At 70.2% G+C, this 23,575-nt stretch carries 22 protein-coding genes; 16 read left to right on the top strand and 6 right to left on the bottom strand.

From position 1 onward, the window contains the following. The first annotated feature begins 410 nt into the window (after window positions 1-410). A complete protein-coding gene (locus tag ACFYW7_RS33195; RefSeq protein ID WP_389509245.1) occupies window positions 411-1,217 on the top strand; it encodes a hypothetical protein in 807 nt (268 codons plus the stop codon). Here ACFYW7_RS33195 and ACFYW7_RS33190 read toward each other — a convergent pair. Continuing rightward, window positions 1,141-2,460 (bottom strand): D-arabinono-1,4-lactone oxidase, encoded by a 1,320-nt coding sequence (locus tag ACFYW7_RS33190; protein WP_389509243.1) that lies wholly within the window; start codon window positions 2,458-2,460, stop codon window positions 1,141-1,143. The two genes, ACFYW7_RS33195 and ACFYW7_RS33190, sit on opposite strands and share 77 nt — an antisense overlap. Continuing rightward, complete coding sequence (locus tag ACFYW7_RS33185; RefSeq protein WP_389509242.1) at window positions 2,420-3,658, bottom strand: MFS transporter; 1,239 nt, start codon at window positions 3,656-3,658, stop codon at window positions 2,420-2,422. The genes ACFYW7_RS33190 and ACFYW7_RS33185 overlap by 41 nt, the downstream gene beginning before the upstream one ends. Window positions 3,659-3,948: 290 nt before the next feature. On the opposite strand from ACFYW7_RS33185, the gene ACFYW7_RS33180 reads away from it, so the two are divergent. Continuing rightward, window positions 3,949-5,076 (top strand): ferrochelatase, encoded by a 1,128-nt coding sequence (locus tag ACFYW7_RS33180; RefSeq protein ID WP_389509240.1) that lies wholly within the window; start codon window positions 3,949-3,951, stop codon window positions 5,074-5,076. Window positions 5,077-5,084: 8 nt separating this feature from the next. Further along, entirely contained in the window at window positions 5,085-5,900 is an 816-nt protein-coding gene (locus ACFYW7_RS33175) for an inositol monophosphatase family protein (protein WP_389509238.1), read from the top strand. Window positions 5,901-6,020: 120 nt separating this feature from the next. On the opposite strand, the gene ACFYW7_RS33170 is transcribed toward ACFYW7_RS33175, so the two are convergent. Next, the gene (locus ACFYW7_RS33170; RefSeq protein WP_167459062.1) at window positions 6,021-6,194 is read right to left on the bottom strand and encodes a hypothetical protein; all 174 of its coding nucleotides are present in this window, start codon (window positions 6,192-6,194) and stop codon (window positions 6,021-6,023) included. A 411-nt stretch (window positions 6,195-6,605) separates the two neighbouring features. Here ACFYW7_RS33170 and ACFYW7_RS33165 point away from each other — a divergent pair, with 411 nt between their 5' ends. From ACFYW7_RS33165 to ACFYW7_RS33150, 4 genes are all read left to right on the top strand, one after another. Further along, window positions 6,606-7,259, top strand: coding sequence for a response regulator transcription factor (locus ACFYW7_RS33165; RefSeq protein ID WP_389509236.1), 654 nt, complete (start codon window positions 6,606-6,608; stop codon window positions 7,257-7,259). 6 nt (window positions 7,260-7,265) lie between these two features. Continuing rightward, window positions 7,266-8,498: a sensor histidine kinase gene (locus ACFYW7_RS33160; RefSeq protein WP_389509234.1), complete on the top strand. Its 1,233-nt coding sequence runs from the start codon at window positions 7,266-7,268 to the stop codon at window positions 8,496-8,498. Window positions 8,499-8,891: 393 nt separating this feature from the next. Beyond that, on the top strand, window positions 8,892-9,188 hold the full coding sequence (locus ACFYW7_RS33155; RefSeq protein ID WP_003997302.1) for a DUF4193 domain-containing protein: 297 nt from the start codon (window positions 8,892-8,894) through the stop codon (window positions 9,186-9,188). 13 nt (window positions 9,189-9,201) lie between these two features. Continuing rightward, a complete protein-coding gene (locus ACFYW7_RS33150; RefSeq protein WP_389509233.1) occupies window positions 9,202-10,113 on the top strand; it encodes a hypothetical protein in 912 nt (303 codons plus the stop codon). A gap of 421 nt (window positions 10,114-10,534) precedes the next feature. Here ACFYW7_RS33150 and ACFYW7_RS33145 read toward each other — a convergent pair whose 3' ends face one another. Then, window positions 10,535-11,014 (bottom strand): DUF3093 domain-containing protein, encoded by a 480-nt coding sequence (locus tag ACFYW7_RS33145; RefSeq protein WP_389509231.1) that lies wholly within the window; start codon window positions 11,012-11,014, stop codon window positions 10,535-10,537. 58 nt (window positions 11,015-11,072) lie between these two features. Here ACFYW7_RS33145 and ACFYW7_RS33140 point away from each other — a divergent pair, with 58 nt between their 5' ends. From ACFYW7_RS33140 to ACFYW7_RS33110, 7 genes are all read left to right on the top strand, one after another. Further along, window positions 11,073-11,657: a PaaI family thioesterase gene (locus ACFYW7_RS33140; protein WP_389509229.1), complete on the top strand. Its 585-nt coding sequence runs from the start codon at window positions 11,073-11,075 to the stop codon at window positions 11,655-11,657. Between the two features lie 44 nt (window positions 11,658-11,701). After that, the gene (dut, locus tag ACFYW7_RS33135; protein ID WP_389509428.1) at window positions 11,702-12,193 is read left to right on the top strand and encodes a dUTP diphosphatase; all 492 of its coding nucleotides are present in this window, start codon (window positions 11,702-11,704) and stop codon (window positions 12,191-12,193) included. Window position 12,194: 1 nt separating this feature from the next. Further along, window positions 12,195-12,953: a DUF3710 domain-containing protein gene (locus tag ACFYW7_RS33130; RefSeq protein ID WP_389509226.1), complete on the top strand. Its 759-nt coding sequence runs from the start codon at window positions 12,195-12,197 to the stop codon at window positions 12,951-12,953. Window positions 12,954-13,532: 579 nt separating this feature from the next. Continuing rightward, window positions 13,533-16,076, top strand: a complete 2,544-nt coding sequence (locus ACFYW7_RS33125; RefSeq protein ID WP_389509224.1) for an ATP-binding protein — start codon at window positions 13,533-13,535, stop codon at window positions 16,074-16,076. Further along, window positions 16,073-16,756 carry a response regulator gene (locus tag ACFYW7_RS33120; protein WP_389509222.1) on the top strand — a complete coding sequence of 228 codons (684 nt, stop codon included), beginning with the start codon at window positions 16,073-16,075 and terminating at the stop codon, window positions 16,754-16,756. The genes ACFYW7_RS33125 and ACFYW7_RS33120 overlap by 4 nt, the downstream gene beginning before the upstream one ends. A 171-nt stretch (window positions 16,757-16,927) precedes the next feature. Further along, window positions 16,928-17,326: an OB-fold nucleic acid binding domain-containing protein gene (locus ACFYW7_RS33115; RefSeq protein ID WP_351121433.1), complete on the top strand. Its 399-nt coding sequence runs from the start codon at window positions 16,928-16,930 to the stop codon at window positions 17,324-17,326. Between the two features lie 3 nt (window positions 17,327-17,329). Continuing rightward, complete coding sequence (locus tag ACFYW7_RS33110) at window positions 17,330-18,088, top strand: DUF3159 domain-containing protein (protein WP_389509220.1); 759 nt, start codon at window positions 17,330-17,332, stop codon at window positions 18,086-18,088. A gap of 102 nt (window positions 18,089-18,190) precedes the next feature. Here the strand turns inward: ACFYW7_RS33110 and ACFYW7_RS33105 are convergent, their stop codons facing one another. Both ACFYW7_RS33105 and ACFYW7_RS33100 read right to left on the bottom strand, forming a co-directional pair. Next, window positions 18,191-18,868, bottom strand: coding sequence for a potassium channel family protein (locus tag ACFYW7_RS33105; RefSeq protein ID WP_389509218.1), 678 nt, complete (start codon window positions 18,866-18,868; stop codon window positions 18,191-18,193). Further along, the gene (locus ACFYW7_RS33100; protein WP_389509216.1) at window positions 18,868-19,539 is read right to left on the bottom strand and encodes a potassium channel family protein; all 672 of its coding nucleotides are present in this window, start codon (window positions 19,537-19,539) and stop codon (window positions 18,868-18,870) included. Before ACFYW7_RS33100 ends, ACFYW7_RS33105 begins: the two co-directional genes overlap by 1 nt. 435 nt (window positions 19,540-19,974) lie before the next feature. Here ACFYW7_RS33100 and ACFYW7_RS33095 point away from each other — a divergent pair, with 435 nt between their 5' ends. Beyond that, the gene (locus ACFYW7_RS33095) at window positions 19,975-22,023 is read left to right on the top strand and encodes an APC family permease (protein ID WP_389509214.1); all 2,049 of its coding nucleotides are present in this window, start codon (window positions 19,975-19,977) and stop codon (window positions 22,021-22,023) included. A 198-nt stretch (window positions 22,024-22,221) separates the two neighbouring features. Beyond that, window positions 22,222-23,550 (top strand): class I SAM-dependent RNA methyltransferase, encoded by a 1,329-nt coding sequence (locus ACFYW7_RS33090; RefSeq protein WP_389509212.1) that lies wholly within the window; start codon window positions 22,222-22,224, stop codon window positions 23,548-23,550. The last annotated feature ends 25 nt before the right edge of the window (window positions 23,551-23,575 follow it).

The raw sequence follows: 23,575 nt of genomic DNA, 5'->3' as shown, positions 1-23,575 counted from the left end.
GGCCTGCCCGGGTGCAGCCTGCCACAACCTTGCCGAGTTGCCCGGCGTGTCGGGCGCGGGCCCGGGGTCGCCGTTATGGCACGGTTACCTATTCGCAACGCTAAGTGACGAACATCATCACCCTGTGCAACGAGCCCCCTCCCGGCGGTCCTGCAAGGCCCCGGACACCCCGGCGGGAGTCCGGACCCAGGGCTCGCAACAGTACTCCATTCGGCCCACATGCGCGGATCGGCACGCCACCCAACTTCGAGCGGGGGGTGCTAGTTGGCCGTTCCGGACGCCGCCCCGGCGGTCGTGGAACGTGGCGCACTTCACGCAATCGGTAGAAACGGAACTAATCGTTTCGCCTGTACGTCCCCTTCTTGTGCGGTCAGTCGATCAAGTACGGGAAAGGCAGGCAAGGTCCGGGAATGCGTGAGAAGCCGGAAGTCGGCGGCGAGGAGCCGGGTGCCGACGTGGAGCCGAGGAAGAAGCGAGTGGACCTGAGCGTCCCTCAAGTGGCGGGCAGTGCGGTGGCGGCGGTGGTCGCCGCGAAACTCGCCTCGTACTTCGGCGTCTACGGGACGATCCTGGGCGCCGGACTCGTCAGCGCCGTAGCCACCTGCGGAGGGACGATCTTCCAGCACTTCTTCAGACGTACCGGCGAGCAGATACGTGACGTGACGGTCCAGGGGAAACCCAAGCCGCAGCCGGTGGCCGGCACCCCCGGCGGGTTCACGGAGGGGACCGTCTACCGCGCGCGGGTCAGGAGTTGGAGAAGGCCGCTGGTCGCGACCGCCCTCGTCTTCGGCGTCACGATGGCCGGAATCACCACGTACGAACTGGTCTCGGGGCGGAGCTTCGGCGGCGACGGCACGAGTACGACGGTCGGCGACGCCTTCAAGGGACACGGTGCGGGTTCGGGGAGCCCGGAGTCCGGTACGGCTCCGTCGACCGGTTCCTCGCCGTCCTCGCCCCCGGCCTCCCCGCGGGAACCGTCCGCCTCCACCGGCGCCGGCGTTTCGGGTGACCGGGAGAGCGGCACCGGCAGTGGTGGTGACGGTGGAGCGGACACGGAGTCCGCACCGACGGCGGGCGACGGAGCCTCGTCGGGGCCGGAGGCCGGGGACGGTACCCCGGCTCCCGAGCCCAGCGCGACGGCTACGACCCCAGAACCCTCCGCAAGTAGTCGTTCGCGAAGCGCCGATCCGGGTCGAGCCGATCCCGCAGCGCCGTGAACTCGCCGAAGCGCGGATAGACCTTGGAGAAGTACTCCGCGTCGCGGGTGTGCACCTTGCCCCAGTGCGGCCGTCCCTCGTGGGCGGTGAAGATGCGCTCGGCCTCGGTGAAGTACGCCTGGTACGGGGTGCCCTTGAACATGTGGACGGCGATGTAGGCGCTCTCGCGTCCGGACGCGGTGGACAGCGCGATGTCGTCGGCGGGCGCGGTCCGGACCTCCACGGGGAAGCTGACCCGCAGCGCCGAGCGGTCGACCATCGACTTCAGTTCGCGCAGCGTCTCCACGAGGGCCTCGCGCGGCACGGCGTACTCCATCTCCACGAAACGCACGCGGCGCGGAGAGGTGAAGACCTTGTACGGGATGTCGGTGTAGGTCCGCGCGGACAGCGCGCGGCTGGAGAGCCGGGCGATCGAGGGGATCGCCGAGGGCACGGCCCGGCCGAGCAGGTTGGCCACCTGGAAGACGCCGTTGGAGAGGAACTCGTCCTCGATCCAGCCGCGGACCGGCGGTACGGGCTTCTCGGGTCCCGCGCTGCGGTTGTTGCGCTTGGTGTTGCAGTTGCCGGTGTGCGGGAACCAGTAGAACTCGAAGTGCTCGTTCTCGGTGAAGAGGTCCTCGAAGCCGGCCGTCACCCGGTCGAAGGTCATCGGCTCCTCGCGGGCCGTGAGCAGGAACACGGGCTCCACGGAGAAGGTGATCGCCGTGACGACGCCCAGGGCGCCGATCCCTATTCGGGCCGCCGCGAAGACCTCCGGGTTCTCGTGCTCGGAGCAGGACAGCACCGAGCCGTCCGCCGTCACCATCTCGAGGCCCTTGATCTGAGCGGCGATCGAGGCGGAGTCCCGCCCGGTGCCGTGCGTTCCGGTACTGGTCGCCCCCGACACCGTCTGTTCCATGATGTCGCCCATGTTCGTGAGCGACAGGCCCTCCCGCGCGAGTGCCATGTTGAGCCTCTTGAGCGGGGTGCCCGCCTCCACCGTGACGGTCATGGCCGTACGGTCGATGGCGCGGATGCCGGTCAACAGTTGAGGGCGGATCAATACGCCGTCGGTCGCGGCGGCGGCCGTGAAGGAGTGCCCGGTACCGACGGCCTTCACCGTCAGACCGTCCTCGGCGGCCTTCCGCACGGCGGCGGCGAGCTCGTCGACCGAGGCGGGCGTGACCTCCCGTACGGGACGGGCGGTGACGTTCCCCGCCCAGTTACGCCACGTGCCGCTCTTCTCGCTCATTGTGGTGCTCATGAGACCCTCCCCGCTGCGGAACCGGCCTGCTGAGCCGGCGGTACCCGAGGAAACCGACCGCGACCGCGACGGCTCCGGCCACCGCCGGAACCCCGTACCCGGCCTCGGCGCCGGCGGAGTCGATGACCCAGCCGGCCACGGAGGAGCCGAGCGCGATCCCGACCGCCAGACCTGTGCTCACCCAGGTCATGCCTTCGGTCAGTTTCGCGCGAGGTACGTGCTGTTCGATGAGGGACATCGTCGTGATCATCGTGGGAGCGATGGAGAGGCCCGCAACGAACAGCGCCACAGCCAGGAACGGCAAGTTTCCGACCAGTAGGAGGGGGATCATACTCACGGCCATCGCGCATATGCCCAGCAGCCACCTTCGTCCGGGCGCTCCCTTGAAGTGCATCAGTCCGAAGACGGCTCCCGCGAGGCAGGAGCCCGCCGCGTAGAGGGCGAGGACGACGCTCGCGGCGCCCTTGTGGCCCTGTTCCTCGGCGAAGGCCACGGTGACCACGTCGACGGCCCCGAAGATCGTCCCGGTCGCCACGAACGTGGCCACCAGGACCTGGAGCCCGGCCGAACGGAGCGCCGAACCGGCGGCGTGCTGCTCGCGCGGATGGGGTTCGGGCTCGGTGCCGCGCTGGGAGGTCAGCCAGAACACCCCGGCCGCCAGGAAGCAGGCGGCGAGCAGCGGCCCGGCCTCCGGGAACCAGATCGTGGACAGGCCGATGGAGATGATCGGTCCGAAGATGAAGCAGATCTCGTCCACCACGGACTCCAGGGAGTACGCGGTGTGCAACTGCGGGGTGCCTCCGTAGAGGGCGGCCCAGCGGGCCCGGACCATCGCGCCGACGCTCGGTACGCAGCCGATGCCGGCGGAGCAGGCGAACAGCACCCAGTCGGGCCACCCGAAGTGCGCGGCGACCAGCAGTCCGGCGGCGGCCGCGAGCGCGAAGAGCGTCACCGGGCGCAGGATCCGCCGCTGTCCGTGCCGGTCCACCAGCCGCGAGACCTGCGGACCCATCACCGCGGCCGCCAGCGCCATGGTCGCCGACAGGGCGCCCGCCAGGCCGTACCGCCCGGTCAGCTGGGAGATCATCGTGACCACGCCGATGCCCATCATGGACAGCGGCATCCTGCCGAGCAGACCGGCGGCGGAGAAGCTTTTGGAGCCGGGGGCGGCGAACAGGGCGCGGTACGGGCTGGGCACGGGGGTCTCCGTCGGCTCGGCTCGGCCCCTCCCGGTCACCATGGACGGCCCGAACTTCGGTAAGGCGTGAAGCTGGCCGATACAGCTTACGGGTTAGGTGACCCTAACGCGCCCCTCGTACGCTCCTCCGTACGTCACACCGCACATCACCCCGTACATCCCGCGTGTGCTCCTCGGGCCCCTCCGCGTGCCCGGTTCCGATGCCCGGGGGCAGGCGGTCCCGGCGCCGCCCACTGCTTCGGCGCCCCGCCGTTCCTCGCATACCAGTGACGGATGGCAGGATCGGAGGTATGCCAGAAGTGCTCGATGCCACCCCCTACGACGCCCTGCTCCTTCTCTCGTTCGGCGGTCCGGAGGGCCCGGACGAAGTGGTCCCGTTCCTGGAGAACGTGACGCGGGGCAGGGGCATCCCCAAGGAACGGCTCAAGGAAGTGGGGCAGCACTACTTCCTGTTCGACGGGATCAGCCCCATCAACGACCAGAACCGCACCCTGCTCGAGGTGCTGCGCAAGGACTTCGCGGAGCACGGCCTGGAGCTGCCGGTCTACTGGGGCAACCGGAACTGGGCGCCGTATCTGACCGACACGCTCCGCGAGATGGCCGCCGACGGGCGGCGCCGGATCCTGGTGCTGGCCACCAGCGCGTACGCCTCGTACTCGGGCTGCCGGCAGTACCGCGAGGACCTGGCCGCGGCGCTGGCCGTCCTGGCGGAGGAGGGGCTGGAGCCACCGCGGATCGACAAACTGCGGCACTACTTCAACCACCCCGGGTTCGTGGAGCCGATGACCGAGGGCGTCCTGCGATCGCTGGCGGAGCTTCCCGAGGAGGTCCGGGCCGGCGCGCACCTGGCCTTCACCACACACTCGATCCCGACCGCCGCGGCGGACACCTCGGGCCCGGTCGAGGGGCACGGAGACGGAGGGGCGTACGTCCGGCAGCACCTGGACGTGGCCCGGACGATCGCGGAGGCGGTCCGCGAGGAGACCGGGATCGCCCACCCGTGGAAACTCGTCTACCAGTCCCGCTCCGGAGCCCCGCACATCCCGTGGCTCGAGCCGGACATCTGCGACCACCTGGAGGAGCTGCACGGGGCCGGGGCCGCGGCGGCGGTGATGGTGCCGATCGGGTTCGTGTCGGATCACATGGAGGTCATGTACGACCTGGACACCGAGGCGCGGGCGAAGGCGGCGGAGCTGGGGCTTCCGGTGCGCCGTTCGGCCACGGTGGGAGCGGATCCCCGGTTCGCCGCCGCGGTGCGTGACCTGGTGCTGGAGCGTGCCGCGGCCGAGAGCGGCCGACGGGTGACACCGTGTGCCCTGGGCGCGCTGGGCGCGAGTCACGACCTGTGTCCGGTCGGCTGCTGTCCGGCCCGCACGCCCAAGCCCGCCGCCGCGGGCACCGACAGCCCCTACGCATGAGGAGCCCCGTGACCGAGCCGCTGCACACCGAACTCCTCCAGCTCGCGCACGAGGCCGCCCGCCGCGCGGGCGCGCTGCTGCGCGACGGCCGCCCGGCGGATCTCGCGGTCGCCGCCACCAAGTCCAGCCCGATCGACGTCGTCACCGAGATGGACATCGCCGCCGAGAAGCTGATCACCTCGCTGATCGCCGAGCACCGCCCGCACGACGGGATCCTCGGCGAGGAGGGCGCCGCCACCGAGGGCACCAGCGGCATCCGCTGGGTGGTCGATCCGCTCGACGGCACGGTCAACTACCTGTACGGGCTGCCGACCTGGGCGGTGTCCATCGCGGCCGAACAGGACGGCGAGACCGTCGTCGGCGTCGTGGCGGCACCGATGAGGGGCGAGACGTACCACGCGGTCCGCGGCCGGGGCGCCCGGGCCACCGGCGCCTGGGTCGGCGAACGCCGGCTGGCCTGCCGCCCGTCGCCCCCGCTCGACCAGGCCCTCGTCTCGACCGGTTTCAACTACGTGACCGAGGTCAAGGTCCACCAGGCCGACGTGGCCCAGCGGCTGATCCCGCTGGTGCGCGACATCCGGCGGTCCGGTTCGGCGGCGGTCGACCTGTGCGACGTCGCGGCCGGCCGCCTCGACGGCTACTACGAACGCGGTCTTCACCCCTGGGACCTCGCGGCGGGGGACCTGATCGCCCGCGAAGCGGGCGCGGTGACCGGTGGACGCCCCGGAGAGCGCCCGGCGGGCGCTCTGACGGTGGCGGCCTCACCCGGCGTCTTCGGGCCCCTCCAGCAGCTCCTGGAGGACTTCGGGGCCTGGCACGACTGACGACGGCCCGCGCGAGGTGCGCCGACCGGACCCTTCGGCCGCCCGAAGGGAAGAGACGGAAGAACGGAGCGGGGCCCCGGTACTGGATCGATACCGGGGCCCCGCTCTCGTACGTGCTGATCAGACGCGCGTCGCGCCGACCTCGACACCGTGCTCCGCGGCGAGGCGGTGCAGGTCGTCCAGCTCGGCCTGCTCGACCTCCGCGAGGAAGTCGTCGCCTGTCTCGCGAGCTCGTGTCAGGTCGGACTCGGTCGCCCTTATGCGCTGCAGAAGTCCTGCGGTGAATGCGTCCATGCTGCGCCCCCTCGTCCTGGGTCGTGGGTCGGGTGGCACGGGGGTGTGCCATGGGAAGGGGCGATCACGTCTCTGTGGGGTGCCCAGCGCTGCCCGGCTGGGCGGCGACGGTGCCGGACACCCACGCCCGCTCTGCGGAAGCGGTTGGACGTACCACAAGGTGGCTTGCCACATGCAGAGCGTGATCGCGGGGTGTAAAGCCGTCCTCCCCCCGCCCCCTTCCGCGGAAACCTCAACCCGACGAGAAAATCTGGCATTCCCGGTCCCCTGGACGGGCTTACCTGGCGCCTCTCCCGTCTTACAGCCGGTTTATGGCCGAAAAGGGCAGGATGGAGCCCTCATCAGTGACGGACCCGCCCGCGTGGTGCCCTCGGGCGTGCCCCGCCGGTGGACAGAGGAAGGACAAGCGACGTGCGCGTACTCGTCGTCGAGGACGAGCAACTGCTCGCCGATGCGGTGGCCACCGGACTGCGCCGGGAGGCCATGGCCGTCGACGTCGTGTACGACGGGGCGGCCGCGCTGGAGCGCATCGGGGTCAACGACTACGACGTGGTCGTCCTCGACCGCGACCTCCCGCTCGTCCACGGCGACGACGTCTGCCGCCGGATCGTCGAGCTCGGCCTGCCCACGCGCGTGCTGATGCTGACCGCCTCCGGCGACGTCAGCGACCGCGTCGAGGGCCTGGAGATCGGCGCCGACGACTACCTCCCCAAGCCGTTCGCGTTCAGCGAGCTGACCGCACGCGTGCGCGCCCTCGGGCGGCGTACGAGCGTGCCGCTGCCGCCGGTCCTGGAGCGTGCCGGGATCAAACTCGACCCCAATCGGCGCGAGGTCTTCCGTGACGGCAAGGAAGTCCAGCTCGCCCCCAAGGAGTTCGCCGTCCTGGAGGTGCTGCTCCGCAGCGAGGGCGCCGTGGTCTCCGCGGAGCAGCTCCTGGAGAAGGCCTGGGACGAGAACACGGACCCGTTCACCAACGTGGTGCGCGTGACCGTCATGACACTGCGCCGCAAGCTCGGCGAGCCCGCGGTGATCGTCACCGTGCCCGGTTCCGGCTACAGGATCTGATCCACCGTGGCGACCACACCCGCGCCGCCCGCGGCGCCTCCGAAGCCCACCTGGGACCCCAGAAGGGCGGAGCCGCCGTTCCCCTGGCTGCGCCCCACGATCCGCATACGTCTCACGCTGCTGTACGGCGGCATGTTCCTGATCGCCGGCATCCTGCTGCTGTCGATCATCTACCTGCTCGCGGCGCAGGCGCTGAACGTCGGCAGCGAACTCCCCTTCACGATCCTCGATGGGCATGTCGCCAGCAACACCTGCAACTTCCCGCAGGGGCCGTCCTCGGACGAGCTCAACCACGCGATGAACGAGTGCGTGAACCGACAGCGCCAGCACGCCCTGGACGACCTGCTCAGCCGCTCGCTGCTGGCCCTCCTCGGTCTCGCGATCATCGCTTTCGCCTTCGGCTACGCGATGGCCGGACGCGTCCTCTCGCCGCTCGGCCACATCACCCGTATCGCGCGCGCGGTGGCCGGCTCCGACCTGTCCCGGCGGATCGAGCTGGACGGCCCGGACGACGAGCTGAAGGAGCTCGCGGACACCTTCGACGACATGCTGGAGCGGCTGCAGCGGGCCTTCACCGCCCAGCAGCGGTTCGTCGGGAACGCCTCGCACGAGCTGCGCACCCCGCTCGCGATCAACCGCACGCTCCTGGAGGTGCACCTGTCGGGACCGGGAGTGCCGACGGAGATGCGGCAGCTGGGCAAGACGCTGCTCGCCACGAACGAGCGCAGCGAGCAGCTGGTGGAGGGTCTGCTGCTGCTCGCCCGTAGCGACAACCAGATCGTCGAGCGCAAACCCGTGGACCTCGCCGAGGTCGCCTCGCAGGCCCTCGACCAGGTCCACGCCGAGGCGGAGGCCAAGGGCGTGGAGATCCGCGGGAAGCGGGCTCAGGCGGTCGTCCAGGGCAACGGTGTCCTCCTGGAGCGGATCGCCCTGAACCTCGTCCAGAACGCCGTCCGGTACAACGTGCCGAAGGACGGCTGGGTCGAGGTCACGACCGACGTGCAGCACGGCCGAGCCGTCCTGGAAGTGTCGAACACGGGACCGGTGGTTCCCGCGTACGAGGTCGACAATCTTTTCGAACCGTTCCGGAGGCTGCGCACGGAGCGCACGGGCAGCGACAAGGGTGTGGGCCTCGGCCTGTCGATCGCCCGGTCCGTGGCCCGCGCGCACGGGGGTCACATCGTCGCCCAGCCTCGTGAAGGAGGTGGGCTCGTGATGCGCGTCACCCTTCCCATCTGAGACCATGTCGCGGACACGCGGTGATGTTCGCTTTGCGCTGAATTTTCTAGTCACCCATTCGAGTGACCCGTGTGTGATCGATCACAAGGGCGATTTTCGCTCCATCCACTCTCCGTGATCATGCAAGCTGTCGGAAAGCCGGGAAAATCCGGGTTTTCGGGGGTCCCGATCACGGGAAGTACACGGTGGGACGCCTTTGAAGTGCGACCACAGGACCGTGTACGGTCCGCATCGCCATCCAAGCCGATCTCTCTTGATGAGTCCGGTTGGGTGTCGATTGAGTAACAGACCTTGATGTGAGGCAAAATCTCCGCCTCGGGTCGGGCACAAGTCCGGCCTCTCACGCGTTACGTGCGCTGGAGACACCGCAGACACCCAGAGGGGGAGAGCGACATGGCAACGGATTACGACACCCCACGCAAGACCGACGACGACGTCGACTCGGACAGCCTTGAAGAACTGAAGGCTCGCCGGAACGACAAGTCGACGTCGTCCGTCGACGTAGATGAGTTCGAGGCCGCAGAAGGCCTGGAACTGCCCGGTGCGGACCTCTCGAACGAAGAGCTGGCCGTCCGGGTGCTGCCCAAGCAGCAGGACGAGTTCACTTGCATGAGCTGCTTCCTGGTGCACCACCGCAGCCAGCTGGCCCGCGAGAAGAACGGTCAGCCGATCTGCCGCGACTGCGACTGAGGCAGGGTCGGCCGTGACTGGCTCGGCCTTTCCTTGGAAGCGCCGCTTCCCCTCCAGGGAGGCGGACGAAGGGCCCTACGAGGGCCCTGAAGGCGTGCGTGACGACGAGCGGGGCTCTTCCGAACAGGGATCAGCCTCGCTCGACCGAGCGGGCGCCACAGGCGGCCTGGCGGCCTCCACGGACAGTTCCGCGCACGTTGCAAGGCGTCGCGCGGCGGCTGTCCGGGACGGGGTCCGCAGGGGCTTCCACCAGAGTGGCGTACGGGCCAGGGCGGGCCTGGGGTACGTCACCGACCGCATCATCGACATCGCCCCGCGGGTTCCCGTGCGGGACCTCGCCACGCTCCGCAGACAGTTCCCGGACCTCGGCCCCGAGGAACTCGCGGACAAGCTCGTCGCCGGCGCCGCCGCCGCGACGTCCACCGTCGGTGCCGGGATCGGCGCCGCCGCCATGCTGCCCGTGCCGCCCGCCATGCCCACGGAGCTGGCCGCCGAGATCATCGGTGTCGCCGCGATCGAGCTCAAGCTGATCGCCGAACTCCACGAGGTCTACGGCCTGCGTCCGCCGGGCGGCCTCAAGCAGCGCAGTACCGCGTATCTCAGCTCCTGGTCGGGCGAGCGCGGTATCGACGTCGCCAAGCCGGTGACGATCAACGCCGCGCTGGGCGGCCAGATGAAGCGCGAGCTGCGCCAGCAGATCATGAAGCGAACGGTCAGGGACCTGCCCAACCTGATGCCGTTCATGGTCGGCGCGGCGGTCGGGGCGGTGATGAACCGCCGCGACACCAAACGCGTCGCGGGGCACATCCGCAAGGACCTGCGCAAGATGCAGGTGCCGTGGGACGCGCTCCCGGAACTCCCACCGCTGGAGAAGCCGATCGATCCGGTGCGGATCGGAGAGATTCCCACAGACCTGGGGCACTGATCCCGTCAGCCCGGCCGACGCCGGGGGTCGGCTTCGACTTCCGGCGCCCGTCAGGCCTGCTCGTGCGCCGTTTCCCGGGTCCGGGCAAGGCGGACGCGGCGAGAAGACCGGACGATCCCCGCGCGCCGGAGCCTTCGGCAGATCCGGCGTCCGGCTGGGGCGGCGGGAGGAGCGTCCCCGGCGGGGGCGTGATGTCCGGCCGGGACGGAACGCCCGGCCGGATGCGTACGTCCCGCCGCACGTCGGTGACAGGCCGCACGGTGGTGGCAAGTCCACAAGCCGGCAGCGTCTCGTGCGGCCTTTCGCCAATGGCTCGAGAGGCTCCTTCAGACGTCGCGGTCGCGCTCTCCGGGTGCCGGACCCCGCTTCGAGCCGGGTGCAGGCCCCCGCGTCGCCGGCGGGGCGATCGGAGCGGCGGGTCCTACTGGCTGTCCGAGGGCTGGGCCGAGGCCCGTGCCGCCTCCAGGGCGGCCACCAGGCGCTCCGGCTCCCGCGTCGACAGATACAGGTAGGGCGTCGGGTCCGCCGGGTCCGTGACCTCGACGCGCAGCGCCGTGGGAACGTACGAGCGCAGGAGCATGAAGGCACGGGTGTCCGCCTTGTACGTGCGCCAGGCGCGGGCCTCCTCCTGGTCCAGGATCTCCGTGTCCCCGAGGGCCGCGACGGGAATCCGGGCGTCGCCCGCGATCAGCGCGTCACCCACCACACGGATGCGGATCGAGCCGTACGCGCTGGCCGCGACCGCGGTGACCGCGGTGCCGGCGACCAGTGCCCCCAGCATCGGCAACGTGCCGAACGGGAGGAACACCAGGGCCATCGCGAGCCCGACCAGAAAGCTGATCACCCACCACGACCGCGGTGCGGTGAGGCGTTCTTCGTACGGGGAGGCGGAGAGCTGCATGAAGCCAAGCTTGGCACGGTGCGAAGACTGGGTGGACTCGCGGGTAAGGTCTGCGGCTGTGAGTGGTACTTCCGCAGCTCTGACGCCTCCCGCCGACGCCGTAGCGCCGGTGCGGCACCCTGACGCGCCCGCCCCCGGAGAGCTCCTCGGAGCACACTACGAACAGTGTTTCGGGTGCGGCGGCGGGCAACCCCACGGGCTTCATCTGGAGGCCCGCGCGGGCGAGGGTGTCCGGATCACGGCGGATTTCACCGTGCGGCCCGTGCACCAGGGCGCTCCCGGTCTCGCGCACGGCGGCGTCCTCGCCACCGCGCTCGACGAGACGCTCGGCTCGCTGAACTGGCTGCTGCGGACGATCGCCGTGACGGGACGCCTGGAGACGGATTTCCGCCGTCCCGTACCCGTCGGTACCGTGCTGTATCTGGAGGCCGAGGTCACCGCGGTGGCCGGCCGGAAGATCTACTGCACCGCCACCGGACGGATCGGCGGTCCGGACGGGCCTGTCGCCGTCCGCGCCGACGCCCTCTTCGTCGAGGTGAAGGTCGACCACTTCATCGACAACGGCCGGCCGGAGGAGATCCGTGCGGCGATGGACGATCCGGACCAGATCCGGCGAGCCCGTGCCTTCGAGGTGAACCCGTGACCCGTGATCCCGGGGCTCCCGAGCCCCGTCGAGAAGTCGCCGTGATGATCCGGCGGGTGGATCCGGATGTCCCGCTTCCCGAGTACGCGCACCCCGGCGACGCGGGAGCCGATCTGCGCACCACGGAGACCCGCGAGCTGAAGCCTGGTGAACGGGCCGTGCTGCCGACGGGAGTGTCCATCGCGCTTCCCGAGGGGTACGCGGCCTTCGTGCACCCGCGTTCCGGCCTGGCCGCCCGCTGCGGCGTCGCTCTCGTGAATGCCCCGGGGACGGTGGATGCCGGGTACCGTGGGGAGATCAAGGTGATCGTGGTGAATCTCGACCCGCACGAGTCCGTGCGGTTCGAGCGCTTCGACCGGATTGCTCAACTGGTCGTCCAGCAGGTCGAGAGGGTCCGCTTCCAAGAGGTCGCGGAACTTCCCGATTCGGCGCGGGCCGCAGGGGGCTTCGGGTCCACCGGCGGTCATGCCGCTGTGGACAGCACAACGGGTGGGAATCGATACGCTTCGGTCGTATCCGACCGGGAAGGACAGTGACGTGTTCGGACGTCGCAAGAAGGGCAGTGCCGCCGAAGACGCGGCGGGCGAGGCCGAGCAGGTCGTCGACAGTGTCGACACTGAGGCGGACGGGGAGCGCGAGCGCGTGAGGCTCGAACCCGAGCCGCGTCCCGACGGGCCCTGGGACAGTGCTGAGGTCCGGGACCCGGCCGAGGGCCGGGTGGACCTGGGCGGTCTCTTCGTGCCCGGAGTCGACGGCATGGAGCTGCGGGTCGAGGTCGCGGGTGACGCGATCGTCGCGGCGACCGTCGTCGTCAACGACAGCGCCGTACAGCTCCAGGCCTTCGCCGCTCCCAAGCGCGAGGGCATCTGGGGCGAGGTGCGCGAGGAGATCGCCTCCGGGATCACCCAGCAGGGCGGTGTCATCGACGAGGTCGAGGGCCCCCTGGGCTGGGAGCTGCGGGCGCAGGTTCCGGTGCAGCTGCCGGACGGCACGGGTGGTTTCCAGGTCGTGCGCTTCGTCGGCGTGGACGGGCCCCGCTGGTTCCTGCGCGGAGTGATCTCCGGGCAGGGCGCGGTGCAGCCGCAGGCCGCGGGTCTGCTGGAGCAGATCTTCCTGGACACGGTCGTCGTCCGCGGTGAGGGCCCGATGGCCCCGCGCGACCCGATCGTCCTGAAGCTGCCGAACGACGCGCAGATGGTCCCCGAGGGTGTCCAGCAGGAGGAGCAGGGCGGCTCCCGCTTCGCCGGCGGCATGGGACAGCTTCAGCGCGGACCGGAGATCACCGAGGTCCACTAGGCAGACATCGGGCAGGCAGACATCAGGAAAAGGGCCGCACCCTCAGGGGTGCGGCCCTTTTCCTGATGTCTGCCTCGGTTCCTCCTGGGCCAAGGCCGCCGAGATCATCAAGGACCGGCACCCGGGCGCTCACCCGGCAGAACCGTCCCGCGGGCAGCAACAACCTGTTCGTGGCGTGGGAGACGCTGACGCACGGCGACAGTCCCGCGTGAACCGAAACGGGGGTTCCGTCCGATGAACCATTGAGACACCGGGCGGTCGGTCGCGACACCGCCGCCCGGTCCATGGGGATTCCAGGATCACGCGGAGAAGACATGAACCAGGTCGGCACCCCTCACCGTCACCGGTCCCAGCAAGTCACCGGTCCCAGCTCGGCACCCGTTTCAGCACCGTCACCGGTCCTCGTCCGCGCCCCCGGTGCCGCTCATGGCCGACGAGCCCACCGGCCGGGGGCGGTCTCGGCGGCATCAGGGTTGCGTCAAAGACGTTCCCGGACCGGCTTCTCGTCCCGTTCGCCGGAATTCCTGGCCGTAAGGTCGACGCTGCGTACACAACGGTGACAGGAAGACAATAGGGCTCATGGGACGCGGCAAGCTTCGGATCTACCTGGGTGCGGCACCGGGCGTCGGCAAGACGTACGCGATGCTCTCCGAGGCGCACCGGCGGGTAGAACGCGGGACGGACTGCGTGGTGGCGTTCGTCGAGCACCACCACCGGCCGCGCACCGAGGTGATGCTGCACGGTCTGGAGCAGGTGCCGCGCAAGGAGCTGGAGCACCGGGGCGGCACGTTCACGGAGATGGACGTCGACGCCGTCCTGCGGCGCGCCCCGGCCGTCGCGCTGGTGGACGAACTGGCGCACACCAATGTGCCGGGCTCCCGCAACGACAAGCGGTGGCAGGACGTGGAGAAACTGCTCGCCGCGGGCATCGACGTCGTCTCCACCGTGAACATCCAGCACCTGGAGTCACTCGGCGATGTCGTCGAGTCGATAACGGGCGTCCGGCAGCGCGAGACCGTGCCGGACGAGGTGGTGCGGCGGGCGGACCAGATCGAACTGGTCGACATGTCGCCGCCCGCCCTGCGCCGCCGGATGGCGCACGGCAACATCTACAAGTCCGACAAGGTCGACGCGGCCCTGTCCAACTACTTCCGGCCGGGCAATCTCACGGCCCTGCGCGAGCTCGCGCTGCTGTGGGTCGCCGACCGGGTCGACGAGTACCTGACCGAGTACCGGAACGAGCACCACGTCTCCAAGATCTGGGGCTCCCGGGAGCGGATCGTCGTCGGACTGACCGGCGGTCCGGAGGGGCGGACGCTGATCCGACGGGCCGCGCGGCTCGCCGAGAAGGGGGCGGGCGGCGAGGTCATGGCCGTCTACATCGCCCGCAGCGACGGACTCACCTCGGCCTCGCCGAAGGAGCTGGCCGTCCAGCGCACCCTCGTCGAAGATCTCGGCGGCACCTTCCACCATGTGGTCGGGGACGACATACCCGCCTCCCTCCTTGACTTCGCCCGGGGTGTCAACGCCACCCAGATCGTGCTCGGCTCCTCCCGCCGCAAGACCTGGCAGTACGTCTTCGGACCGGGCGTGGGAGCCACGGTCGCCCGGGAGTCCGGCCCCGACCTGGACGTCCACATCGTCACCCACGGGGAGGTCGCCAAGGGGCGTGGACTGCCGGTGGCGCGCGGGGCACGGCTCGGACGCTCCAGGATCATCTGGGGCTGGCTGATCGGGATGGGCGGCCCGGTGGCGCTGGCGCTGCTGCTGAACACCGTCGAGCTCGGCCTCGCCAACGACATGCTGCTGTTCCTGGCGGTGACGGTGGCGGCCGCCCTTGTCGGCGGTCTCCTGCCGTCCCTCGCCTCCGCGGCCTTCGGCACCCTGCTGCTGAACTACTTCTACACACCGCCCCTGCACCGGCTCACGGTCGCCGATCCGAAGAACATCGTCGCCATCGTGATCTTCGTGGGCGTCGCCGTGTCCGTGGCGTCGGTCGTGGACCTGGCGGCCCGCCGCACGCACCAGGCGGCGCGGCTGCGGGCCGAGTCGGAGATCCTCTCCTTCCTGGCGGGCAGCGTGCTGCGCGGCGAGACCAGCCTGGAGGCGTTGCTGGACCGGGTCCGGGAGACCTTCGGCATGGAGTCGGTCGCGCTTCTGGAGAGGGAGAGCGAGGTCGCCCCGTGGACGTGCGCGGGCAGCGTCGGACCGGCGCCCTCGGTACGCCCCGAGGACGCCGACGTCGACATGCCGGTCGGCGACCACATGGCGCTCGCCCTGTCCGGCCGGGTACTGCCCGCCTCCGACCGCCGCGTACTGGCCGCGTTCGCCGCGCAGGCCGCGGTGGTCCTGGACCGCCAGCGCCTCCGGCACGAGGCCGGCCAGGCCAAGGAACTGGCCGAGGGCAACCGCATCCGTACCGCCCTGCTGGCCGCCGTCAGCCACGACCTGCGCACCCCGCTCGCCGGGATCAAGGCGTCGGTGTCGTCCCTGCGCTCCGACGACGTGGCCTGGTCCGAGGAGGACCGGGCCGAACTGCTCGAAGGCATCGAGGACGGCGCCGACCGCCTCGACCACCTGGTGGGCAACCTCCTGGACATGTCCCGGCTCCAGACCGGCACCGTCACCCCGCTGATCCGCGAGATCGACCTCGACGAGGTCGTCCCCATGGCGCTCGGCGGCGTCCCCGAGGACAGCGTGGACCTGGAGATCCCGGAGAGCCTGCCGATGGTCGCCGTGGACGCGGGACTCCTGGAGCGCGCCGTCGCCAACCTCGTCGAGAACGCCGTCAAGTACAGCCATGTCGGGGAGCGGGTCCTGGTCGCCGCCAGTGCCATCGCCGACCGCGTGGAGGTACGCGTCGTGGACCGCGGCCCCGGCGTTCCGGACGACGCCAAGGACCGGATATTCGCCCCCTTCCAGCGCTACGGAGACGCCCCGCGCGGCACCGGAGTGGGCCTCGGCCTCGCGGTCGCCCGCGGTTTCGCCGAGGCGATGGGCGGCACGCTCAACGCCGAGGACACCCCCGGCGGCGGACTCACCATGGTGCTGACGGTGCGGGCGGTGGATCGCCGGCCCGGCCTCGCCGCCCGATCAGCAGTCGCAGAAAGGCAGGCCTCATGACCCGGGTCCTCGTGGTCGACGACGAGCCGCAGATCACCCGAGCCCTCGTGATCAACCTGAAGGCACGCAAGTACGAAGTGGACGCGGCTCCCGACGGGGCCACCGCGCTCCAGCTCGCCGCCACCCGTCACCCCGACGTCATCGTGCTCGACCTCGGCCTGCCCGACATGGACGGCGTCGAGGTGATCAAGGGGCTGCGCGGCTGGACCCGGGTGCCGATCCTGGTGCTGTCCGCCCGGCACTCCTCCGACGAGAAGGTCGAGGCGCTCGACGCGGGCGCCGACGACTACGTCACCAAGCCCTTCGGCATGGACGAGCTGCTCGCCCGGCTGCGCGCCGCCGTCCGCCGGGCTGAGCCCACCGGGGGCGGCGAGGACGACGTGATCGTGGAAACCGCCGGGTTCACCGTCGACCTGGCGGCGAAGAAGGTGCACCGGGACGGCCGGGACGTCCGTCTCACGCCCACGGAATGGCACCTGCTGGAGGTCCTCGTCCGCAACACGGGACGGCTGGTCAGCCAGAAGCAGCTGCTCCAGGAGGTGTGGGGGCCCTCGTACGGGACGGAGACGAACTACCTGCGGGTCTACATGGCCCAGTTGCGCCGCAAGCTGGAGGCGGACCCCTCGCACCCGAAGCACTTCATCACCGAGCCGGGGATGGGCTACCGGTTCGAGAGGTGAGGCGATCACCTGTCCGGGCGGTTCCGTGTGACATCGCCTGCACCGGACGCCGGAGGACGACGACCGCCGATCGTGCCCCGCGACTCCGGACCGGCGGCGGAAGGCCGTCCTCGGTACGGGGGAGACGGCCCGCGGGTACGTAGCTGACGGAGCCCCCGGTACGCTTTCGGTATGAGTGCTGTTCCTCGTTCCGAAAAGCCGGCGGGCCGGTTCCGGCGCATGATGGACCGGCTCTCCTCCTCCCAGGAGGACCTGGAGTCGGAGGAGCTGCGGGAGGACACCGAGACCGCGGGTTGCACCCGGATCGGCGACTGCCACGACCGGCAGATCGTCACGGTTACTGGTACCTTGCGCACGGTCACTCTGCGGCCGCGGGCCGGTGTCCCGGCCCTGGAGGCCGAGCTGTTCGACGGTTCGGCCGCCCTGGACGTGGTCTGGCTCGGCCGCCGTTCCATCGTCGGCATCGAGCCCGGGCGCAAGCTGATCGCATCGGGCCGTATCTCGATGAGCCGGGGCCGTAGGGTGTTGTTCAATCCGAAGTACGAACTCAGACCGCTCGGACGGGAGTAGCCGGTGACGTCGCTCGACAAGCCGACCGAAGACGCCCAGCAGGATTCCAGGGCGGTGACCGAGGCCGCACTCTTCGAGGCCTTCGGCGGCGTGCGCGGCATGGTCGAGACCGTGATGCCCGGCCTGCTCTTCGTCACCATCTTCACGATCAACAAGAACCTGCACTGGGCGGCGATCGCCGCCCTCGCCGTGTCCCTGCTGCTCGTCGTCGTCCGCCTGGTGCGCCGCGACACCGTGAAGCACGCCTTCAGCGGTGTCTTCGGCGTCGCCTTCGGCGTGGTCTTCGCGATGATGACGGGCAACGCGAAGGACTTCTACCTGCCGGGCATGCTCTACACGCTCGGGATGGCCGTCGCCTACATCGTGACGACCCTCGTGGGCGTCCCGCTGATGGGCCTGATGCTCGGCCCGGTGTTCAAGGAGAACCTCTCCTGGCGCAAGCGCAACCCGGGTCGGAAGAAGGCGTACGCGAAGGCCAGTTGGGCCTGGGGCCTGATCCTGCTCGCCAAGTGCGCGGTGCTCTTCCCGCTCTACTGGTGGGCCGACACCACCCAGTTCGGCTGGGTCCTGATCGCCCTGAAGATCCCGCCGTTCCTGCTCGCCGTCTGGCTCACCTGGGTCTTCCTGGCCAAGGCGCCGCCGCCCATCGACGTGTTCGCGGAGATGGAGGCGGAGGAGCAGGCGGAGAAGGAGCGCAAGGCCGTCCTCGCCGAGGCGCGCGGCGACGCCCCGGCCCCCGCCCGGCACCGACGCGGAGCGTAGCGGACCTCGGCCGGCGGGCAACGACACCGGCTCGCGTACGACGAAGGGGGCGCCCGGAGAATTCTCCGGGCGCCCCCTTCGTCGTACCGCCTACGGGAACCGCTAGCCGGTCACGTCGTCGCGACGTACCGACAACAGGTCCTCCAACTGCTCCTCGCGCGCCTGGGCGGCCACGAAGAGGAGTTCGTCGCCGGCCTCCAGGGAGTCCTCCTTGGAGGGCGTGAGGACGCGGGTGCCGCGGATGATCGTCACCAGCGAGGTGTCCTCCGGCCACTCGACGTCGCCGACGGTCGTGCCGGCCAGGGCGGACTCCGGCGGCAGGGTCAGCTCGACCAGGTTGGCGTCGCCGTGGCTGAAGCGCAGCAGCCGTACCAGGTCGCCGACGCTGACGGCCTCCTCGACGAGGGCGGACATCAGGCGCGGGGTGGAGACGGCGACGTCCACGCCCCACGACTCGTTGAACAGCCATTCGTTCTTGGGGTTGTTGACGCGAGCGACGACCCGCGGGACCCCGTACTCGGTCTTCGCGAGCAGGGAGACGACGAGGTTGACCTTGTCGTCCCCGGTCGCCGCGATGACCACGTTGCAGCGCTGCAGCGCGGCCTCGTCCAGGGAGGTGATCTCGCAGGCGTCGGCGAGCAGCCACTCCGCCTGCGGGACGCGCTCGACCGAGATGGCGGTCGGCGCCTTGTCGATCAGCAGGATCTCGTGGCCGTTCTCCAGCAGCTCGCCCGCGATCGAGCGGCCCACGGCGCCGGCACCGGCAATGGCGACTCTCATCAGTGCCCCGCCTCTTCCTCAGGGCCCTTGGCGAACGCCGCCTCGACCTTGTCCACCTCGTCGGTGCGCATCATCACGTGCACCAGATCGCCCTCCTGCAGCACCGTCTGCGAGGAGGGCAGGACCGCCTCGCCCAGCCGGGTGAGGAAGGCGACCCGCACGCCCGTCTCGTCCTGGAGGCGGCTGATCTTGTGGCCCACCCAGGAGGCGGAGGCGTGCACCTCGGCGAGCTGCACACCGTCCGTGGGGTCGCGCCACAGCGGCTCGGCCCCCGAGGGCAGCAGCCTGCGGAGCATCTGGTCGGCCGTCCAGCGGACGGTGGCGACGGTCGGAATGCCGAGGCGCTGGTAGACCTCGGCGCGGCGCGGGTCGTAGATGCGTGCCGCGACGTTCTCGACACCGAACATCTCGCGGGCCACCCGGGCGGCGATGATGTTGGAGTTGTCACCGCTGGAGACGGCCGCGAACGCGCCCGCCTCCTCGATGCCCGCCTCGCGCAGGGTGTCCTGGTCGAAGCCGACTCCGGTGACACGACGGCCGCCGAACCCGGAGCCCAACCGACGGAAGGCGGTGGGGTCACGGTCGATGACGGCGACCGTGTGCCCCTGTTGCTCCAAGTTCTGGGCAAGTGCGGAACCCACTCTTCCGCAGCCCATGATGACGATGTGCACGACCGTCCTTCCGCATATGAATGGTTACGGCTCAGGCTAAACAGGGTCTCAGACCGCCGCCCAAGCTACACACGCGCGGTCACCCAGCGGCACCCCCGTGCGGGTTCGCCTGCGGTTTTCGGCGGAACGTCCGGTGAGCGGCGGCGAACGGACGGTTTCAGCGCCGTGTGATGCTGCGAACACTCGCGAGTGTCAGGATTCCGAGGCCGACGAGTCCGACAGCGGCGCCGATGAGCTCCGGGGCCAGGTGCATGGGTCCTCCAGGGCGGTCGGGAGAGGGGTTTTGTCATATAGACACGTCGACCTCCGGGTCCACGGAATCCGCAGCCGGAGCCCACTGCGTTTTCACTCGGAGAGCAGATGGGAAGCGGTCGACGAGCCTAAGGGGGACTGCGGGTGGGCGACTGCCAGTTCGAACCCCTACGATTCCCTGTTGTGTCCAAACTGACCGACGTGCCCAAACGGATCCTGATCGGGCGCGCACTGCGCAGCGACCGATTGGGCGAGACGCTCCTGCCGAAGCGCATCGCCCTCCCCGTCTTCGCATCCGACCCGCTCTCCTCCGTCGCGTACGCGCCCGGAGAAGTTCTGCTGGTCCTCTCCATCGCGGGTGTGTCGGCCTACCACTTCAGCCCCTGGATCGCGCTCGCGGTCGTCGTGCTGATGTTCACGGTGGTCGCGTCCTACCGCCAGAACGTGCACGCGTACCCGAGCGGCGGCGGCGACTACGAGGTGGCCACCACCAACCTCGGCCCGCGGGCCGGACTCACCGTCGCCAGCGCACTGCTCGTCGACTACGTCCTGACCGTCGCCGTCTCCATCGCCTCCGGCATCGAGAACCTCGGCTCGGCGGTTCCCTTCGTGGTGGAGCACAAGGTGGTCTGCGCGGTCGCCGTCATCGTGCTGCTCACGCTGATGAACCTGCGCGGGGTCAAGGAGTCCGGAAAGCTCTTCGCGATTCCGACGTACGTCTTCGTCACGGGCGTCTTCGTCATGATCGCGTGGGGCGCCTTCCGCGGACTCGTGCTCGGCGAGACGATGAGTGCGCCGACCGCCGACTACCACATCAAGGCCGAGCACCAGGGGCTCGCGGGCTTCGCCCTCGTCTTCCTGCTGCTGCGCGCCTTCTCGTCCGGCTGTGCGGCGCTCACCGGCGTCGAGGCGATCTCCAACGGCGTTCCCGCCTTCCGCAAGCCGAAGTCGAAGAACGCGGCGACCACGCTCGCGATGATGGGCCTGCTCGCCGTCACCATGTTCTGCGGCATCATCGCCCTGGCCATGGCGACCAACGTCCGGATGGCCGAGAACCCGGCCACCGACCTGATCCACGACGGCGTCGCGGTCGGTGCCGACTACGTGCAGAACCCGGTGATCTCCCAGGTCGCCGAGGCCGTGTTCGGCAAGGACAGCTTCCTGTTCATCGTCCTGGCCGCAGCCACCGCGCTCGTCCTGTTCCTGGCCGCGAACACTGCGTACAACGGCTTCCCGCTGCTCGGCTCGATCCTCGCCCAGGACCGCTACCTGCCGCGCCAGCTGCACACCCGCGGCGACCGCCTCGCGTTCTCGAACGGCATCGTGCTCCTGGCCGGCGCCGCCAGCATGCTCGTCATCATCTACGGGGCCGACTCGACGCGCCTGATCCAGCTCTACATCGTCGGCGTCTTCGTGTCCTTCACCCTCAGCCAGATCGGCATGGTCCGCCACTGGAACCGCCACCTGGCCGGCGAGACCGACCAGGCCAAGCGGCGCCACATGGTCCGCTCCCGGGCGATCAACACCTTCGGCGCCTTCTTCACCGGCCTGGTCCTGGTCGTCGTCCTCGTCACCAAGTTCACGCACGGTGCCTGGGTCGCCCTGCTCGGCATGGTGATCTTCTACGCGACGATGACGGCGATCCGTAAGCACTACGACCGCGTCTCCGAGGAGCTCGCAGCCCCCGACGGACCGTCCGACGACAGTGTCCGCCCCTCCCGCGTCCACTCCGTCGTGCTCGTCTCCAAGATCCACCGTCCGGCGCTGCGCGCCCTCGCCTACGCCAAACTGCTGCGCTCCGACACCCTCGAAGCGCTCAGCGTCAACGTCGACCCGGCCGAGACGAAGGTCCTGCGCGACGAATGGGAACGGCGCGGCATCGACGTACCGCTGAAGGTCCTCGACTCGCCCTACCGCGAGATCACCCGGCCGGTCATCGAGTACGTGAAGGGCCTGCGCAAGGAGTCGCCGCGCGACGCGGTGTCCGTGATCATCCCCGAGTACGTGGTCGGCCACTGGTACGAGCACCTGCTGCACAACCAGAGCGCCCTGCGCCTCAAGGGCCGCCTGCTGTTCACACCGGGGGTCATGGTGACCTCCGTGCCCTACCAGCTGGAGTCCTCCGAGGCCGCGAAACTGCGCGCCCGCAAGCGCCAGGACTGGAACGCGCCGGGCGCGGTGCGCCGCGGTCCGGCCCAGGAGCGGCCGAAGGAGCCCACCTCGAAGAAGTGACGGGATCGGACCCCTGGCGAAGAGGCGACGAGCGAGGGGCCCATCGTGTCGTGGGGACGGGCGAAGGGCCCACCACGTCGTGGGATGGGCGAGGAGCGCGCCTCGGAGAGTGACGAGGGCGGGAAGCACGCCGGAAGCACGTAGACTGGTGGGCTGTTGTCCGGCTGTTTCCCCCTTCTCATCTGGAGTCACCCCACCATGCAGGCAGAACCGAAGAAGTCGCTGGTGGGGGACGAGTACGAGGTCGAGATCGGCCCCGTCGCGCACGGCGGGCACTGCGTCGCCCGTACGGACGAGGGCCAGGTCCTCTTCGTCCGGCACGCGCTGCCCGGTGAGCGCGTCGTCGCCCGGGTGACCGAGGGCGAGGAAGGGGCGCGGTTCCTGCGCGCCGACGCCGTGCGGATCGTCGACCCGTCCAAGGACCGCGTCGAGGCCCCCTGCCCGTACGCGGGCCCCGGCCGCTGCGGCGGCTGCGACTGGCAGCACGCCAAGCCCGGCGCGCAGCGCCGCCTCAAGGGCGAGGTCATCGCCGAGCAGCTGCTGCGCCTCGCGGGCCTCACGCCCGAGGAGGCCGGCTGGGACGGCACGGTGATGCCCGCCGAGGGCGACAAGCTGCCCGCCGGCGAGGTGCCGGCCTGGCGTACGCGCATGCAGTACGCGGTGGACCCGGACGGCAACGCCGGACTCCGCCGTCACCGTTCCCACGAGGTCGAGCCGATCGAGCGCTGCATGATCGCGGCGCCGGGCATCACGGAACTGGGCATCGAGGAGCGCGACTGGTCCGGCATGGCGTCCGTGGACGCGATCGCCGCGACGGGCTCGCAGGACCGCATGGTGATCCTGGAGCCCCGCCCCGGCGCCCGCCTGCCCCTCGTCGAACTCGACAAGCCGGCCTCCGTGATGCGGGTCGCCGAACAGGACGGCGGCATCCACCGGGTCCACGGTCGCGCGTTCGTCCGTGAGCGCGCCGACGGCCGCACCTACCGGGTCGGCAGCGGCGGTTTCTGGCAGGTCCACCCGATGGCCGCCGACACCCTCGTCAAGGCGGTCATGCAGGGCCTGCTGCCGCGCAAGGGCGACATGGCCCTCGACCTGTACTGCGGCGTCGGCCTCTTCGCCGGCGCCCTCGCCGACCGCCTCGGCGACCAGGGCGCGGTCCTCGGCATGGAGTCGGGCAAGCGCGCGGTGGAGGACGCCCGCCACAACCTCGCCGGCTTCGACCGCGTCCGCATCGAACAGGGCAAGGTGGAGACGGACCTCCCGCGCACCGGCATCACCGAGGTCGACCTCATCGTCCTGGACCCGCCCCGCGCGGGCGCCGGCAAGAAGACGGTCGAACACCTGGCGTCCCTGGGCGCCCGGAAGATCGCGTACGTGGCCTGCGACCCCGCGGCACTGGCCCGCGACATCGCGTACTTCCGCGACGGCGGCTACAAGGTGCGGACGCTGCGGGCGTTCGACCTGTTCCCGATGACGCACCACGTGGAGTGCGTGGCGATCCTGGAGCCGGTGAAGAAGGACGCCTGAGCTGCGGGTTCGGGTGGATTTCGGT

It is taken from the genome of Streptomyces sp. NPDC002580 (genome assembly GCF_042889485.1).
Lineage (GTDB): Bacteria > Actinomycetota > Actinomycetes > Streptomycetales > Streptomycetaceae > Streptomyces.
Note: the sequence above shows the minus strand (reverse complement) of the source record. Positions and strands in the feature narration are given on the sequence as shown.